14 protein-coding genes are annotated in these 15,107 nt (G+C 53.9%); 5 read left to right on the top strand and 9 right to left on the bottom strand.

The features are described from left to right. The first annotated feature begins 66 nt into the window (after nucleotides 1–66). Nucleotides 67–225 (top strand): YqaE/Pmp3 family membrane protein, encoded by a 159-nt coding sequence (locus F4V72_RS00770; RefSeq protein WP_000508175.1) that lies wholly within the window; start codon nucleotides 67–69, stop codon nucleotides 223–225. A gap of 99 nt (nucleotides 226–324) precedes the next feature. Then, nucleotides 325–774 (top strand): peptidoglycan-binding protein LysM, encoded by a 450-nt coding sequence (lysM, locus tag F4V72_RS00760; RefSeq protein ID WP_070803729.1) that lies wholly within the window; start codon nucleotides 325–327, stop codon nucleotides 772–774. A 6-nt stretch (nucleotides 775–780) separates the two neighbouring features. Here the strand turns inward: lysM and csiR are convergent, their stop codons facing one another. From csiR to F4V72_RS00715, 9 genes are all read right to left on the bottom strand, one after another. Beyond that, a complete protein-coding gene (gene csiR, locus F4V72_RS00755) occupies nucleotides 781–1,473 on the bottom strand; it encodes a DNA-binding transcriptional regulator CsiR (protein WP_023249011.1) in 693 nt (230 codons plus the stop codon). 43 nt (nucleotides 1,474–1,516) lie between these two features. After that, complete coding sequence (gene gabP / locus F4V72_RS00750; protein WP_023249012.1) at nucleotides 1,517–2,917, bottom strand: GABA permease; 1,401 nt, start codon at nucleotides 2,915–2,917, stop codon at nucleotides 1,517–1,519. A gap of 129 nt (nucleotides 2,918–3,046) precedes the next feature. Next, entirely contained in the window at nucleotides 3,047–4,330 is a 1,284-nt protein-coding gene (gabT, locus tag F4V72_RS00745) for a 4-aminobutyrate--2-oxoglutarate transaminase (RefSeq protein WP_023184538.1), read from the bottom strand. Nucleotides 4,331–4,344: 14 nt separating this feature from the next. Continuing rightward, entirely contained in the window at nucleotides 4,345–5,793 is a 1,449-nt protein-coding gene (gabD, locus tag F4V72_RS00740; RefSeq protein WP_136058067.1) for an NADP-dependent succinate-semialdehyde dehydrogenase, read from the bottom strand. Nucleotides 5,794–5,814: 21 nt separating this feature from the next. After that, nucleotides 5,815–7,083 carry an L-2-hydroxyglutarate oxidase gene (gene lhgO, locus F4V72_RS00735; RefSeq protein WP_063390725.1) on the bottom strand — a complete coding sequence of 423 codons (1,269 nt, stop codon included), beginning with the start codon at nucleotides 7,081–7,083 and terminating at the stop codon, nucleotides 5,815–5,817. Between the two features lie 25 nt (nucleotides 7,084–7,108). Continuing rightward, nucleotides 7,109–8,086: a glutarate dioxygenase GlaH gene (glaH, locus tag F4V72_RS00730; protein ID WP_170245734.1), complete on the bottom strand. Its 978-nt coding sequence runs from the start codon at nucleotides 8,084–8,086 to the stop codon at nucleotides 7,109–7,111. 303 nt (nucleotides 8,087–8,389) lie between these two features. Next, a complete protein-coding gene (locus tag F4V72_RS00725) occupies nucleotides 8,390–9,904 on the bottom strand; it encodes a tripartite tricarboxylate transporter permease (protein ID WP_023249016.1) in 1,515 nt (504 codons plus the stop codon). A gap of 10 nt (nucleotides 9,905–9,914) precedes the next feature. Continuing rightward, nucleotides 9,915–10,349: a tripartite tricarboxylate transporter TctB family protein gene (locus F4V72_RS00720; protein WP_077918491.1), complete on the bottom strand. Its 435-nt coding sequence runs from the start codon at nucleotides 10,347–10,349 to the stop codon at nucleotides 9,915–9,917. An 11-nt stretch (nucleotides 10,350–10,360) separates the two neighbouring features. Next, a complete protein-coding gene (locus F4V72_RS00715) occupies nucleotides 10,361–11,338 on the bottom strand; it encodes a Bug family tripartite tricarboxylate transporter substrate binding protein (protein WP_023249018.1) in 978 nt (325 codons plus the stop codon). A gap of 155 nt (nucleotides 11,339–11,493) precedes the next feature. Between F4V72_RS00715 and tctD the strand changes: the two genes are divergently transcribed. From tctD to F4V72_RS00700, 3 genes are all read left to right on the top strand, one after another. Continuing rightward, nucleotides 11,494–12,168, top strand: a complete 675-nt coding sequence (gene tctD / locus F4V72_RS00710; RefSeq protein WP_023249019.1) for a transcriptional regulator TctD — start codon at nucleotides 11,494–11,496, stop codon at nucleotides 12,166–12,168. Beyond that, a complete protein-coding gene (locus F4V72_RS00705) occupies nucleotides 12,155–13,570 on the top strand; it encodes a sensor histidine kinase (RefSeq protein WP_053508997.1) in 1,416 nt (471 codons plus the stop codon). Before tctD ends, F4V72_RS00705 begins: the two co-directional genes overlap by 14 nt. 132 nt (nucleotides 13,571–13,702) lie before the next feature. Then, nucleotides 13,703–14,716: a HoxN/HupN/NixA family nickel/cobalt transporter gene (locus F4V72_RS00700; RefSeq protein WP_023249021.1), complete on the top strand. Its 1,014-nt coding sequence runs from the start codon at nucleotides 13,703–13,705 to the stop codon at nucleotides 14,714–14,716. Nucleotides 14,717–15,107: the final 391 nt, after the last annotated feature.

The following is a 15,107-nucleotide window of genomic DNA, read 5'->3' as shown; positions in this document are numbered from 1 at the left end:
ACTGACTATGCTTAGAGATAAAATCTCTTTTTAAACAATGACTAATTTTGCTTGTATGGAGTGTATATGGGGTTCTGGAGAATTGTGTTTACGATTATTTTGCCTCCGCTCGGCGTGCTTTTAGGAAAAGGGTTCGGTTGGGCATTTATCCTTAATATCCTGCTGACATTACTCGGATATATTCCGGGACTTATCCACGCATTTTGGGTTCAGATGCGTCATTAATTATCGGCCACCGGCGGCGCGTAAGCGCCGCTTATCAGGATAACCTCATTCCCTCTGCTACACTTTTCTCTGTGTATATTTTTGACAAGCGAGGTGAATATGGGTCTCTTCAATTTTGTAAAAGATGCAGGTGAAAAACTCTGGGACGCGGTAACCGCGAATCATGATAAGGACGAACAGGCGAAAAAAGTCCAGGAACATTTAAATAAAACGGGGATACCCGACGCTGACAAAGTGAATGTGCAAATTGCCGATGGAAAAGCGACAGTCACGGGTGATGGGTTGAGTCAGGAGGCAAAAGAAAAAATTCTGGTTGCTGTGGGGAATATCGCCGGGATTAGCAGCGTTGACGATCAGGTTAAAACCACGACGCCCACGGCTGAAAGTCAGTTTTATACCGTAAAATCAGGCGACACCTTGAGCGCTATTTCAAAGCAAGTGTATGGTAACGCCAATCTGTATAATAAAATCTTCGAGGCAAATAAACCGATGCTGAAAAGCCCGGAAAAAATATACCCGGGACAAGTGTTGCGTATTCCTGAAGAGTAATGGCTATCAGGTCACTCCTGGCAGCATTTTTCCTGTCATCGCCTGGCGAATAATGGGAATCGGCGTCAGCAAATGCTGACGCATTAATTCGCTGGCGCGTGACGCCTCGCGCGCCAGTATCGCTTCTGTTAGCGTGTGATGCTGGATATGTTTATCTTCCAGCATCTCGACAGACAGGACGGTTTCACGTAACCAAATAAAGCGGTAGCGGGCCGCCAGGTCGAATAATCGTTCGCGCATCTGTAGCAGATAGTGGGAGCCGCACCCGGCGACAATCGCGGAATGAAACGCCTGGTGGCGCTGATCCCATTCATCGAGCATATGCTCACTGGCATCGCTGGCTTCCAGTTTGCTGAGCATATGCGCTCGCGCCAGGATCTCCGCCTCCCACGCATCATCGCCGCGTTCAATCGCCAGGCGCACCAGCATCGCTTCCATATTGGCGCGCGCGTCAAAAATATCGAGGAGTTCCGCCTCTGACATGGAGGCCACGCGATAGCCTTTTTGATTCACCACGGTGACCAGCCGTTCCGCTACCAGTTGTGACAGCGCCTCGCGCAGCGGCCCTACGCCGAGCGCATAGCGGGAGGTTAATAAACTCATCCGCAGTTTTTCATCCGGCTGATAAGTGCCACGAATAATGTCATTTTTCAGCCAGCGATATCCATCTATGGCCGTCGGTTGGGAAAGGGCGGTCATCTTTTACTCCTGAGAAGCTTCCCGGCTGACGCCGGGAATAACGCTAACGTAGGGTTTGCAAGGGGGCTTTTTGCCACCTTATCAGTTTTTTCCAGCGAGACATAATGGGCACGGTACATATAATTCCCAGCCCTAACAGCCCCGTCGAAATGACTTCTAATTGTTGTGCCGGTCGAAATAGCATCACCACCAGGACAAAGCAGATAAAGCCGATAACCAGCCAGGTGAGCCACGGATAGAGCCACATTTTCAGCTTAATTTCTCCGCCCTGCGCCAGCAGAATTTTACGCATCCGTAATTGCGAAATCGCAATCACCAGATAGACCAGCAGCGCGATGGCACCGGAACTGTCGATGAGAAATTTAAACACTTTTGCCGGGGCGTAATAATTGACGATAACGGTTAAAAACGCCGCGCCGGTAGAGAGGAGAACCGCCACCCAGGGCGTTTTGCTACGGTTAGTTTTTCCCATTATCGCAGGCGCATCGCCGCGGCGGCTAAGGGAATAGAGCATCCGGGACGCGGTATATAATGCGGAGTTCAGACAACTGGTCACCGACAACAAAATCACGCAGTCCATAATGAATTTTGCGTGTGGAATATGAAGCAGCTCCAGTACCGAGCGGTATGAGCCTACGCTTTTCAGGCCTGGCATATTCCACGGGATCAGCGCCACCACCACAAAAATGGAACACAGGTAAAAGATGGAAATTCGCCAGATAACAGAATTGGTGGCGCGTACGATATGTTTATCCGGCGTATCGGATTCTGCGGCAGCAATAGTGACAATCTCCGCACCCATAAAAGAGAACATGGTGATCAACATGGCGCTTAACACCGCGCCGAAGCCGTTAGGCATAAAACCGCCGTGATCCCACAGCCGGGAGATACCGCTTACCTCAGCATACGGATAAAAACCGCTAATCGCCGCCGCGCCCAGCGCGATAAACGCCAGAATGGCAATCACTTTACACAGCGCCAGCCAGAATTCGAATTCGCCGTAATTTTTGACGCTCAATAAATTACTTCCGGTTAAGGCAAGCGTAATCACTAATGAAAATAGCCAGACCGGAATACCCGGTATCCATGAATTCAGAATAATGGCGGCAATATTGGCCTCCAGCGGAATAACCAGCACCCAAAACCACCAGTATAACCAGCCGATGGTATACCCGGCCCAGGGGCCGATCGCTTTATCCGCATAGGTGGAAAAAGAACCGGTATCCGGCGTGGCGACGGCCATTTCAGCCAGCATTCGCATAATCATGACGACCAAAAGTCCCGCGAACAGATAGGCCAGCAGTACCGCAGGCCCGGCTTCCGCAATCGCCACGCTGGAACCGACAAACAGGCTGGCGCCGATGACGCCGGCGATCGATAACATGGTGACGTGGCGTGATTTCAGCCCGCCCCCTAATGCATGTGATTCTGACAATTGCCCCATCCTAAAACCTCTTTATTGTTATTGCGCTCGTTTACCGGATGGCGCCTCGCTTATTCGGCCTACAATCGGAACGGTTTTTGTAGGCCGGATAAGACAGTTACGTCGCCATCCGACGCTGCTTATTGGACATTACGCTTGTTTCGCCTCATCAAAGCACTGGGCGATAATCTCCAGACCTTGCCGAATCTGCGAGGCGTCAATGGTGAGTGGAACGAGGATGCGCAAGATGTTGTAGTAAGGACCGCAGGAGAGCAAAATTAACCCTTTATCGCGGGCGCGGGCTACAATGTCGGCGGTCAGAGTCGCGTTCGGTTTGCCGGGGTCGCCATTTTCGAACAACTCAATGGCGATCATGGCACCCAGTCCGCGAACGTCGCCAATCTCACGGTGCGTTTCCGCTATCTCCATCAGGCCATCGCGTAGCGTTTTGCCAAGCGTATTCGCCTTTTGCAGCAGATTTTCCTGTTCGAAAATGTCCAGTACCGCCAGCGCGGCGGCGCAGGCAATCGGGTTTCCGGCATAGGTGCCGCCCAGACCGCCCGGCGCGATGGCGTCCATCACGTCTGCCCGACCGGTGACGCCTGCCAGCGGAAAGCCGCCGGCGATCGATTTCGCAAAAGTGGTAATATCTGCCGCAACGCCCATCTGTTCCATGGCGAACAGAGTACCGGTCCGGCCCGCGCCGCTTTGTACTTCATCGGCGATCAGCATAATGCCGTGTTGGTCGCATAGCGCGCGCAGTCGCTGCATAAACGCGGGAGAGGCGGCGTAAAATCCGCCTTCGCCCTGTACCGGCTCAATAATAATGGCGGCGATATCTTCCGGCGCGGCATCATTTTTAAAGATGCGTTCAATGCTGGCGATCGCGTCGTCGTCGCTGATGTTGTGCAGCGGGCAAGGATAAAGCGCGCGGTAGACATGGCCTGGCATCAATCCCATGCCAGCGGAGTATGGGTGTACTTTCCCGGTCAGAGAGAGCGTGTAGTGGGTACGACCGTGGTAAGCGCCGCTAAAAGCGATAGCGCCGCTGCGTTTAGTCGCCGCGCGGGCGATTTTCACCGCGTTTTCAACCGCTTCGGAACCGGTCGTGACCAACAACGTTTTTTTGGCGAAATCGCCCGGTACTTTCTGGTTCATGCGTTCGCACAACGCCAGGTATGGCTCATAGGCCAGCACCTGAAAGCAGGTATGCGACAATTTCTTCAATTGCGCTTCGACCGCTGAAACAATGCCCGGATGTAAATGACCGGTGTTCAGGACGGCAATGCCGCCCGCGAAATCGAGATACTCACGGCCTTCGACATCCCAGACCCGACAATTTTCCGCCCGCTCGGCGAAAATCGGGTGAATCTGACCCACGCCGCGGGGAACGGCGTTATGACGGCGTTGCATTAAAGCTTTATTGGTATTCATTAGCGACTCTCCTGTTAAAGGCCGATGCACATATATTTGATTTCTAAATAATCTTCGATGCCGTATTTGGAACCTTCACGGCCTAATCCGGAGGCCTTAATGCCGCCGAAAGGCGCGACTTCGTTGGAGATAATGCCGGTATTAATACCGATGATGCCGTATTCCAGCGCTTCGCCGACGCGGAAAACGCGGCTTAAATCGCGTGCATAAAAATAGGCTGCCAGGCCGAATTCGGTATCGTTAGCCTGCTTGATGACGTCTGCCTCGTCGCTGAAGCGGAACAGAGGCGCGAGCGGCCCGAACGTCTCTTCTTTGGCGACTTTCGCGTTATCAGGGACATCCGCCAGAATGGTCGGTTGAAAGAAGTTGCCGCCTAATTTGTGCGCTTCACCGCCCGTAATGACGCGGGCGCCTTTTTCCAGCGCGTCGGCGATATGCTCCTGGACTTTCGCCACGGCTTTTTCATCAATCAGCGGCCCGATAGCGACGTCGGCTTGCAGGCCGTCGCCGACCGCGAGTTTACTCACCGCCTGGTTGAGTTTTTCCGCAAAACGATCGTAAACGCCGTCCTGAACATACAATCTATTGGCGCAGACACAGGTCTGCCCGGCGTTGCGAAACTTCGAAGCCAGCGCGCCTTCGACGGCTTTATCCAGATCGGCATCGTCAAAGACGATAAACGGCGCATTGCCGCCCAACTCCAGCGATACTTTTTTAATGTCTTTGGCGCATTGTTCCATCAGTTGGCGGCCAATCTCCGTTGAGCCGGTAAACGACAGTTTGCGTACCAGCGGATTGCTGGTCAGCTCGCCGCCGATATCGCCTGCCGAACCGGTAACGACGTTAAATACGCCTGCGGGAAGTCCGGCGCGCTGGGCCAGTTCCGCCAGCGCCAGCGCGGAAAACGGCGTCTGGCTGGCGGGTTTGAGTACCATCGTGCAGCCTGCGGCCAGCGCGGGGCCGGCTTTACGGGTGATCATCGCCGAGGGAAAGTTCCACGGGGTAATCGCGGCGGTGACGCCGATGGGCTGTTTAATCACCAGCAGCCGTTTATCGGCCTGATGACCTGGAATCGTGTCGCCATAGATACGCTTCCCTTCTTCGGCGAACCATTCAATAAACGAGGCGGCGTAGCTGATTTCGCCTTTCGCTTCCGCCAGCGGTTTGCCCTGCTCCAGCGTCATCAGACGTGCCAGATCGTCCTGATGTTCCATCATCAGATTGAACCAGCGACGCAGGATATTGGCTCGCTCTTTGGCGGTGAGCGCGCACCAGGCGGGCAGGGCGCGATTGGCGGCGTCGATGGCGTCGCGGGTCTCTTCCGCTCCCATTTTGGGCACATTGCCGAGCGGTTTCCCGTTGGCGGGGTTGCTCACGGGGATGACATCGCCGCCGCGCGCGTCGCGCCAGTCGCCATCGATAAATGCCTGCTGGCGGAACAGGGTAGAGTCGTTAAGTTGCATAATTGCTTCCTGTCTGAAGGGTTAACGGGTAAATGCGGCGTGTAATGCGTCCACGCTGCGTGCCGCACGCAGCGTACGTCCGGGGTTGCTCTGGCTTTCGCGTAGCGCCTGAACTTTGCTGACGATATGCGCGCCGATAGGTATCGCCGATGTTGCCGCCGGGGAGGGGGCATTACAGGTATGAATGGAACGCGGCGTCGCGACAAACAGAAAATCATCAATCAGTTTGCCATCCGGCGAAACCGCCTGCGCCCGCACGCCCGCCGGCCAGGGCTGGAGATCGTTGACGGTCAGGCTGGGGCAGTACTTTTGTACCCGCCGCAAATAGCCGCTTTTGCACAGCGAGTTTTTCATCTCGCCCAGTCCGGAAAGCAGATGATTTTGCAGTACGCGGCGAATGCCGGCGGAGCGGAAAATCTCCAGGGTGTCGGTGAAGGAAACGTCGCGCTTACGGTAGCCTTCGCGTTTAAGCGCCAGCACCGCATTCGGCCCGACCGTGACGCTGCCGTCGATCATGCGGGTAAGATGGACGCCGAGAAACGGCATTGCCGGATCGGGGATCGGGTAGATCAAATGGTTAACGATCCGGTTGTGTTGCGGTGCCAGACGAAAATATTCGCCGCGGAAAGGGCAGATAATAAAACCGGGCTCCACGCCCAGCATTTTGACCAGCCGATCCGCCATCAGTCCCGCACAGCCGATAAGCGTAGCGGTTTCGATTTCCCGACCTTGCGAGGTGCGAATAACAACGCCGGCGTCATGTTCTGTTAGCGCGCTCACCTCGGCATGGTAGATAATCTCGCCGCCTTTGGCCTGAAAGCGGTTCGCCATGGCCGTCGCGACATCGCGATAGCTAACAATCCCGCTGGAAGGAACAAAAATCCCGCCCAGACCAATGATATTGGGTTCGCGTTCACGCAACTCCGCCGCGCTTAACCACTCGCGCTCCAGACCGTTGGCCGCCGTCCGCTCCCATAGCGCGCGCATCCGCGCCATTTCCAGCTCCGAGGTGGCGACCAACATTTTGCCGCAGGTGTCGTAGCGGATGTTGTTTTGATCGCAAAAGGTTTTGGTCGCCTGATTGCCCGCCAGACAAAATCGCGCTTTGAGACTGCCGGGCGTGTAGTACACCCCGGCATGGATCACACCGCTGTTATGCCCCGTCTGGTGGCAGGCTGGCGCGGACTCTTTTTCCAGCAACGCGATGCGCGCATCCGGGTAGACATCAATAAGTTGCATGGCGGTCGACATGCCGATAATGCCGCCGCCGATAATCACAAAATCATACATCCGCGTAATTCCTTCGCCGTGGCGCTTATTGGTGAGTTTGATAATGGCTGGCGGCGTAGGCGAAGTAACCGCGCTGGCGCATCAGCTCGCGACGCAAATCTGGATGCGGCGTAAAACGATCGCGTCCATGTAGCCAGAACAGATTGTTAATCAACAGGAATTTGCCGACCGGTACCGGTACGGAGAGGATGTTTTGACTGGTTTCCAGCGCGTCTGAAAGCTCGCTGAGCCAGACGCCTTCTTCAAAGTCTTTTGGCTGGACGAACTGGTCGATATAACGCATGACCGGGCGGCCTTGTTGGTCGACATCAAACACCGGGTGCCAGACGTCATGGCTAACATTCTTGCTTGGCGGTGCCGCCCAGCGCATGGTGCGACGCGCCAGCGGATGGGTAAAAAACGATTCAAGATGTTCCCAGTCATCAAGGTGCAGCAGCAGCGAGTTACCGCCTTCCATATTTTGTTCGTCGATTTTCATCATCAGCACGTAGTCGGTCACTTCCTCAACATAGGTACCGTCATTGTGCAGTTCCATTACGCGGTGGGGCTGTCGCAGATAACTGTCTGAATTATCAACATTTTTTACTACGAAACGCGCGTAGTACTGGCCGCTCATCGCATCGTAGTTAGAGCGACCAATAAGATGCGCCACCGCCGTCGCCAGTTTGACCATCTCTTCTGCCTGTGCGACATCATCGATCCCTTCGGCACTGATCAACAGCGCGCCTTCCGTACGGTTAAGTAGCGTTTTGATCAACAGCGGTTGTAGCTGATTGCCGCACAGATCGTCGAGGATCTTGCCGATTTTAAAACGTAAGAAGGATTTGTATTCCAGCGCCTGCACCGGCCACTGTGCAACTTGATGGAGAAATTGCGTCGTGGTATCCGCCGTAAACGTTAACGCCAGCAGGCGCGGCGACTGCGCCGAGGGGGCAAGGGTGAAACCAGTATGGCGTTGGGCTAAATCATCTGTGTTCGCTTTTACGGCAGTCAGTGCATTCATCAGAATCATTCCTCTCGGTAGATGGTCAGGGAGACATGGCGATGCTCATTTCGTAGCCATAAATTAAAAATATCGACATTTTCCAGGAACGCGTATGAAATAATCGCTTTTGTTTAATTATTGTGATCGAAAGCAACAAATATTTAACAATGTGGAGGTGAGGTTAGGCGTGCAACGAGCCTGACAACTGCAAAAAAGGGGATGTAAAATCAGCGAGTTATGAGGAGAGTGATGCTGGTGAGGGTGTCCGGCCAGGCGCATAAGCGCATAGGCCGGACAAGCATAACGTTTTTCAGCAGTAAATTAACCGGCGTCAACCTGCGGTTTACGGCTGTGTTTACGGATCAGGCGTAACACTGGCGGTACGACAATGACCATGATCGCCATGATCAGCAGGGCTTTGGCGACACCGCTTTGCCACAGTATCGCCATATTACCGTTACTGATGGAAAGCGCGCGACGCAGGTTCTGCTCCAGCATTTCGCCCAGGACGAAACCCAGGATCAGCGGCGACATCGGGAAGTGCATTTTACGCAAAATGTACCCCAATACGCCGAGCGAGACCATCAGCACCAGATCGAAGGTGGTGCTGTGTACCGCATACACCCCTACCGCCGATACTGCGGCGATGGCGGGTACCAGGAACCACAGTGGAATGGTGAGCATACGGGTGAACAGGCCGATCAATGGGATATTCATGATCAGCAGCATCACGTTTGCAATCAGCAGCGCAGCGATGAGTCCCCAGACGATATCCGGCTGTTCGGTGAACATCGCCGGGCCTGGCGTGATGTTGTACAGCGTCAGCGCCCCCATCATCACCGCGGTAGTACCGGAGCCGGGAACGCCCAGCGTCAGCATCGGAATGAAGGAGCCGCAGGCAGAGGCGTTGTTCGCCGCCTCCGGCGCCGCGACGCCGCGAATATCCCCTTTGCCGAAGCTATCGCTGTTGCCGCTGAGTTTTTTCTCGGTCATATAGGTAATGGCGCTGGCGATGGTCGCCCCGGCGCCCGGTAGTACGCCGACAAAAAAGCCGATTACCGAAGAACGCAGGGTGGTGCCGATACACTGCGCGCCTTCTTTCAGGTTGAACAACATACGCCCTGTTTTACGGACCAGTGTTTGCCCGCTGCTGGTATGTTCCAGCATTAAAAGTATTTCTGATACCGAGAACAGGCCGATTACCACGACGATAAACTGTACGCCGTCGGAAAGATGAACGCTGTCAAAGGTAAAACGATAAACCCCGGTGTTGGCGTCCACGCCGACGGTCGCAAGGCCAAGACCGATTAGCGCTGCCAGAAATGATTTAAGCGGGTTTTGCGCCATCATGCTGCCAAGACAGGCAATAGCAAAAACCATTAAGGCGAAATATTCTGCCGGACCAAAGGCCAGCGACCATTGCGCCAGCGCAGGGGCGAACAGAATGATGCCGCCGATAGCAATTAATGAACCGAAAAATGAGCTGACCGCAGAAATCGACAGCGCCACGCCGCCTTTTCCTTGCTGCGCCATTGGATAACCGTCCAGCGCCGTCATGATCGCTGCCGCATCGCCGGGAACGTTGAGCAATATGGAGGAGATCCTGCCGCCATATTCACAGCCAATGTACACCGTCGCCAGCAGAATTAGCGCGGACTCCGCAGGCAGATGCAACGCAAAGGCCAGCGGCAGTAAAATTGCCACGCCGTTGATCGGCCCCAGTCCTGGCAGCAGACCGACGATCGTGCCCACGAAGCAACCAATCAACGCGATAACCAGGTTTTCCGGCGTCATCGCCACCGCAAAGCCCTGAGAAAGATATATCCAGGTATCCATCGTTGCTCCGTTAACTCAGCCAGGCGCCGAGAGGTAAGGTGACATCAAGTAGCCGGTCAAAGGCATACCACAGCAGAATGCCCAGTACCGCGCCGGAGATGCCCGCCGCCGGAATCGTGGCGCCGAACAGCATCCCGATAACCATGGTGAGAAGCGCGGTGGCGATGGGAAAACCCAGCCATTCGAATCCCCAGGCATACATCAACAGGATGATGACCATGGTAACTAGCTTTTGCAGAACATGGCGGCGCGGCCAGCTAACCGTGTCGGGATGGCGTAATAAAAGCGCCAGCGCGCATAGCGCCATCAGGCCGATAATTCCCAGCGGAAAAGGACGGGGTCCGACGGGTTCATAGCTGTATTCGCTTTGGATCTGCCAGGCGATGAATAGCCCGGCGATACAGAGCAATAGCCAGATACCCGCAAAGATACGATCGCTCATCATTACCTCCGCGATTATTTCGCGAGTCCGAAGGCTTTCGCCTGCTCACGGTAATCGGTGACCTGTTTTTTCACGTAGTCATCGAGCTGCTGGCCGGTCATGTCGAACTCAAACAGGCCGCGCAGATCGCGCTGCTTTTTAAACTCGTCGGTTTGCTGGAGCTTCTTGAAGGTGTCCACCCACCACTGGTAATCGGCATCGCTGACTTTTGGTCCGACGTAGAAGCCGCGAATAATCGGCCACACCAGGTCGTAGCCCTGCTCTTTAGCGGTAGGGACATCGGCAAGCTGGCCCGGCAGACGATTTTCCGAAAAGACGGCAAGCACGCGAATTTTGTCGCCGCCCAGATAAGGCACCATTTCACTGAGATCGCCGGAGACAACCTGAACATGGTTGCCCATTAATGCCGTCACCGGCTCGCCGCCGCCCTCGAAGGCGACGTAGCGCATCTTGTGCGGATCGACGTTCGCCTTTTGCGCCAGCAACGCCGACTTCATCCAGTCCTGGCTGCCAATAGAGGCGCCAGCGCCGATGACCACGCTGTTAGGATCTTTTTCCATCGCCGTCATCAGATCTTTCAGCGTTTTCCACGGAGAATCCGCACGCACGGCGATCATGCCGTAATCGGTTCCCACGCTTGCCAGCCAGCGCACATCATCCACGCCGTAGCGACCAAATTTCCCCTGCGACAGGTTGAGCAGCGAACCGCCGGAAAAGGCGACCACAGTCCCGGGTTCGCCAGGGCGTTGAGCGACTATCGCGTTATAAGCCACAGCGCCGACGCCGCCGGGCATATACGTTACCCGCATGGGTTTTTCGATAGCGCCGGTCTCCAGCAAACTCACCTGAATCAGCTTACAGGTGAGATCGAAACCGCCGCCGGGTTTGGCTGGCGCGATACATTCCGTTCGCGATGGCGCCTGTTGCGCCAGAACAGAGGTACTCATTAATAAAAGGCTTACAGTAAGGGTACGAAGTAATTGTTTTTTCATTTTTTTATCCTCACGCCGGACGTCCGGATTTTTCAGGATCGGAAGAAGATTTTTGTGATTATGTGAGCCGACATGTAGCAGTTCGGTTGCGTGATTGTTAAAACAATAACCTTTCAATTCCCTTTCAATGCGGCAGAAACTTTACAGGATGTGATATGCGTCTCTTATTGGCGGAAGATAACCGTGAGCTGGCTCACTGGCTGGAGAAAGCGCTGGTGCAAAACGGCTTTGCCGTGGATTGCGTATTTGACGGGCTGGCGGCGGACCATCTTTTGCACAGTGAAACGTACGCGCTGGCGGTGCTGGATATCAATATGCCGGGAATGGACGGACTGGAGGTGGTGCAACGGCTACGTAAACGCGGTCAGACCTTGCCCGTTTTACTGCTCACAGCGCGAAGCGCGGTGGCGGATCGCGTAAAAGGTCTCAACGTCGGCGCGGATGACTATCTGCCGAAACCCTTTGAACTGGAAGAGCTGGATGCCCGTTTACGGGCTTTGCTCCGGCGCAGCGCAGGTCAGATTCATGAAGTTCAGCAACTGGGCGAACTGATCTTTCATGATGAAGGGTATTTTCTGTTACAGGGACAGCCGTTAGCGCTGACGCCGCGTGAGCAGGCGCTCTTAACCGTATTGATGTACCGACGAACGCGGCCGGTCTCGCGTCAGCAGCTTTTTGAACAGGTGTTCAGCCTGAACGATGAGGTAAGCCCTGAAAGCATCGAACTTTATATTCATCGACTGCGTAAAAAACTCCAGGGAAGCGATGTCCGAATTACGACGCTGCGCGGCCTGGGTTATGTGCTGGAGCGCGGCGATGAAGTGGGTTAAGCCGCAATCGTTGTACCTGCAACTCTTGCTGTTCCTGGGACTGCCGCTGATTTTGCTGTGGGGGCTGTCGGCGTTTAACAGTTATGTCAATGCGCTACAGGCCGCCACTCAGGCTTATGATCGTACGCTGCTCTCCTCGGCGCGAACGGTATCGGAACGGCTGGTGGTGCGCAATAACCATCTGGAAGTTAACGTGCCGTGGGTGGTGCTGGATAGCTTCGAACTTAATATGAATGATCGACTCTATTACAAAGTCGTAGACCCTTCTGGAAAGGTAATATCCGGTTATGACGATCTACCCGCCATGCCGCCTGCTACGCCCCGTACCCGGCTTTATCCGGCACTGGCGTGGTTTTATCATACCGAGTATCGCGGCGAGGCGATCCGCGTGGCGCGTTTGCTACAGCCGGTCAACGAAGGCGGCATTATCGGCATGGCGGAGATTTATGTCGCAGAGACGCTACAGTCCCGTCGTTATCTGGCGGGCCAACTGCTGTTCTCTTCCTGGATCTCACAGGGTTTGCTGGTGTTGCTGACCCTGGTGCTGGTTGGCTGGTTATTACGCCGGGTCCTGCGGCCTATGCGCCAACTTTCGTCATTAATGGTACGCCGTGAACCGGGTCTGCTAACGCCGCTACCAGAACTGCTGCCGTGGTCGGAAACGCGCTTGTTAATCGTGGCGTTCAATCGCTACATTGACAGGCTTCGCGGCATCCTCTCCCGCCAGGAACGCTTCAGCGCCGACGCTTCTCACCAGTTAAAAACGCCGCTGGCAGTGTTAAAAACGCAGGCGGCGGTGGCGTTAGCCAGCCAGCAACCTCGCCACTGGTACGAAAGTCTGGAGGCGATGAGCGTAACGTTGGATAGTACCATTCAGCTCACGGAAAGATTGTTACAACTTTCTGCGGTAAAGCATAAAGAGCAGGGCGAGCGGCGTTTCTCGCCGGTGAATCTGTACGATGTCGTACAAAACGGCTGCTTTACCCGCCTGGCGCAGGCGCGCAGTAAACATATTGACCTGGGCTATGAAGGTGAACAGGAGGCGATGTGGATCGACGGGGATGAAGTATTGCTTGGCGAGCTGTGCGGAAACTTGCTGGATAATGCGCTGAAATACACACCTGAGCGTGGCATCGTCACCGCGCGGCTTGAACGGGATGGCGATGCCGTGACGCTGGTTGTCGAAGATAGCGGCCCCGGCATTGATGATGAGCACATCCATCTGGCGCTACAGCCGTTCCATCGACTCGATAACGTAGGAAATGTGGTAGGGGCAGGCATTGGTCTGGCATTGGTCAATGATATCGCGCGCCTGCACCGTACTCATCCCCATTTTTCCCGTAGCAAAGCGCTGGGAGGGTTATACATACGGATACGCTTTTTAAGCATTGCCCCGCAGTAATGCGCACAAATGTTTCAACGGTAAATAGCGTTTACAAAAAGATGCATCTTGATGTGTGATGTTTTTATCAAATGATCATACAGTCCCCCTACAAACCGTAGCGTTAATCAAAAATGTAGTGGGTGCAGGAGCATGAATAATCATACTAAACGACGGGGAATAGCATTAACCGTCTTTCTTGTCGGGGTTAACATCCTGGCCTGGATTTGGGCGTTCTGTGTTTTTCATCACCATGCGGTCATGCTGAGCGCAGCTCTACTGGCGTATAGTTTTGGGTTGCGTCATGCGGTTGATGCCGATCATATCGCAGCTATCGATACCGTCACCCGCAAGCTGATGCAGCAGGGCAAAACCCCTTTAGGCGTGGGAGCATTTTTTTCATTGGGACATTCAACCATTGTCATTCTGGCATGTCTGGCGATTGTTGTGACGTCGATGGCATTTCGTGATCGTATTGATATTCTGCATCAATATGGTTCATTGATCGGTACGGCTGTTTCAGCTTTTTTTCTGCTGGCGATGGCGTTGCTTAACCTGTTTATTTTGTTCAGCGTGTGGCGGCAGTTTCGTTCAGTTACGCGTGGCGAGCCAGCAGGGGCGCATGATAAGGCGTTACCTGGCGGGCTGATGACGCGTATATTTCAGCGTACGTTTCGTTTGGTCACTTCAAGCTGGCATATGTATTTTGTCGGTTTTTTGTTTGGTCTGGGATTTGATACCGCAACCGAAGTTGGGCTGCTGGGTATTTCCGCCTCGGCAGCCAATCAAGGGTTATCTCTATGGTCGATGATGATTTTTCCTGTGCTGTTTACCGCAGGGATGGCGCTGGTGGATTCCCTGGATAACTTTGTCATGGTAGGCGCTTATGGTTGGGCTTTCTCGCATCCATTACGTAAACTTTATTACAATATGACCATTACCGCCGCGTCCGTCATTGTTGCGCTGGCGATTGGCGGGCTTGAGGCGCTGGGGCTGATTGATGATGCGTTACAGTTAAGTGGAACATTTTGGCAGACCGTCAGCACGCTTAACGATCATATGGGGAATGTGGGCTTCTGGGTGGTGGGCGCTTTTGTACTATTCTGGCTGCTCTCGTTGCTGAATTATCGCTGGCGCGGCTATGATAACATCACTCTCAATACCTGATTGATTTCTGTAAAAACAGTATTCCGGCAGTGGTGTAAATCATTGCCGAAGAATCGTATCTCCTGAGAGTGTATTCCTCGCGGTAAGTACGTTATTTTTCGTGCTTGCATTTCATTATCAGCTTAAGCAATCCGATATAACATACGATGCCAAAAATAATAATAACAGTCGTATACCCAAGAATCAGCCAGTCTGCATGTGTCATAATATAATCCAGTTATCAGATATCCCGCGTTAAGGCAATCTTTAAGCCTGCTGTCAGCAAGAACCACAGTAACAGTTCAACGCTGTTGACGGTAAAATTGTTATGCACAAGAGAGTTGTTACAAATAACCTATACATTGAGCATAGACCTCACCCGCATTTTCGTAATGCCATAAAGCAAGGCTAC

The sequence above is a fragment of the Salmonella enterica subsp. diarizonae genome (assembly GCF_008692785.1).
Classification (GTDB): Bacteria; Pseudomonadota; Gammaproteobacteria; order Enterobacterales; family Enterobacteriaceae; genus Salmonella; species Salmonella diarizonae.
This window is presented reverse-complemented; position numbering and strand designations above follow the sequence as displayed.

Excerpts from the sequence above, each read along its gene's own strand:
- csiR (WP_023249011.1), bottom strand. The coding sequence starts at position 1,473 with ATGACCGCCCTTTCCCAACCGACGGCCATAGATGGATATCGCTGGCTG.
- gabP (WP_023249012.1), bottom strand. The coding sequence starts at position 2,917 with ATGGGGCAATTGTCAGAATCACATGCATTAGGGGGCGGGCTGAAATCA.
- lysM (WP_070803729.1), top strand. The coding sequence starts at position 325 with ATGGGTCTCTTCAATTTTGTAAAAGATGCAGGTGAAAAACTCTGGGAC.
- F4V72_RS00770 (WP_000508175.1), top strand. The coding sequence starts at position 67 with ATGGGGTTCTGGAGAATTGTGTTTACGATTATTTTGCCTCCGCTCGGC.
- F4V72_RS00700 (WP_023249021.1), top strand. The coding sequence starts at position 13,703 with ATGAATAATCATACTAAACGACGGGGAATAGCATTAACCGTCTTTCTT.
- tctD (WP_023249019.1), top strand. The coding sequence starts at position 11,494 with ATGCGTCTCTTATTGGCGGAAGATAACCGTGAGCTGGCTCACTGGCTG.
- F4V72_RS00715 (WP_023249018.1), bottom strand. The coding sequence starts at position 11,338 with ATGAAAAAACAATTACTTCGTACCCTTACTGTAAGCCTTTTATTAATG.
- glaH (WP_170245734.1), bottom strand. The coding sequence starts at position 8,086 with ATGAATGCACTGACTGCCGTAAAAGCGAACACAGATGATTTAGCCCAA.
- gabD (WP_136058067.1), bottom strand. The coding sequence starts at position 5,793 with ATGCAACTTAACGACTCTACCCTGTTCCGCCAGCAGGCATTTATCGAT.
- F4V72_RS00725 (WP_023249016.1), bottom strand. The coding sequence starts at position 9,904 with ATGGATACCTGGATATATCTTTCTCAGGGCTTTGCGGTGGCGATGACG.
- lhgO (WP_063390725.1), bottom strand. The coding sequence starts at position 7,083 with ATGTATGATTTTGTGATTATCGGCGGCGGCATTATCGGCATGTCGACC.
- gabT (WP_023184538.1), bottom strand. The coding sequence starts at position 4,330 with ATGAATACCAATAAAGCTTTAATGCAACGCCGTCATAACGCCGTTCCC.
- F4V72_RS00720 (WP_077918491.1), bottom strand. The coding sequence starts at position 10,349 with ATGATGAGCGATCGTATCTTTGCGGGTATCTGGCTATTGCTCTGTATC.
- F4V72_RS00705 (WP_053508997.1), top strand. The coding sequence starts at position 12,155 with ATGAAGTGGGTTAAGCCGCAATCGTTGTACCTGCAACTCTTGCTGTTC.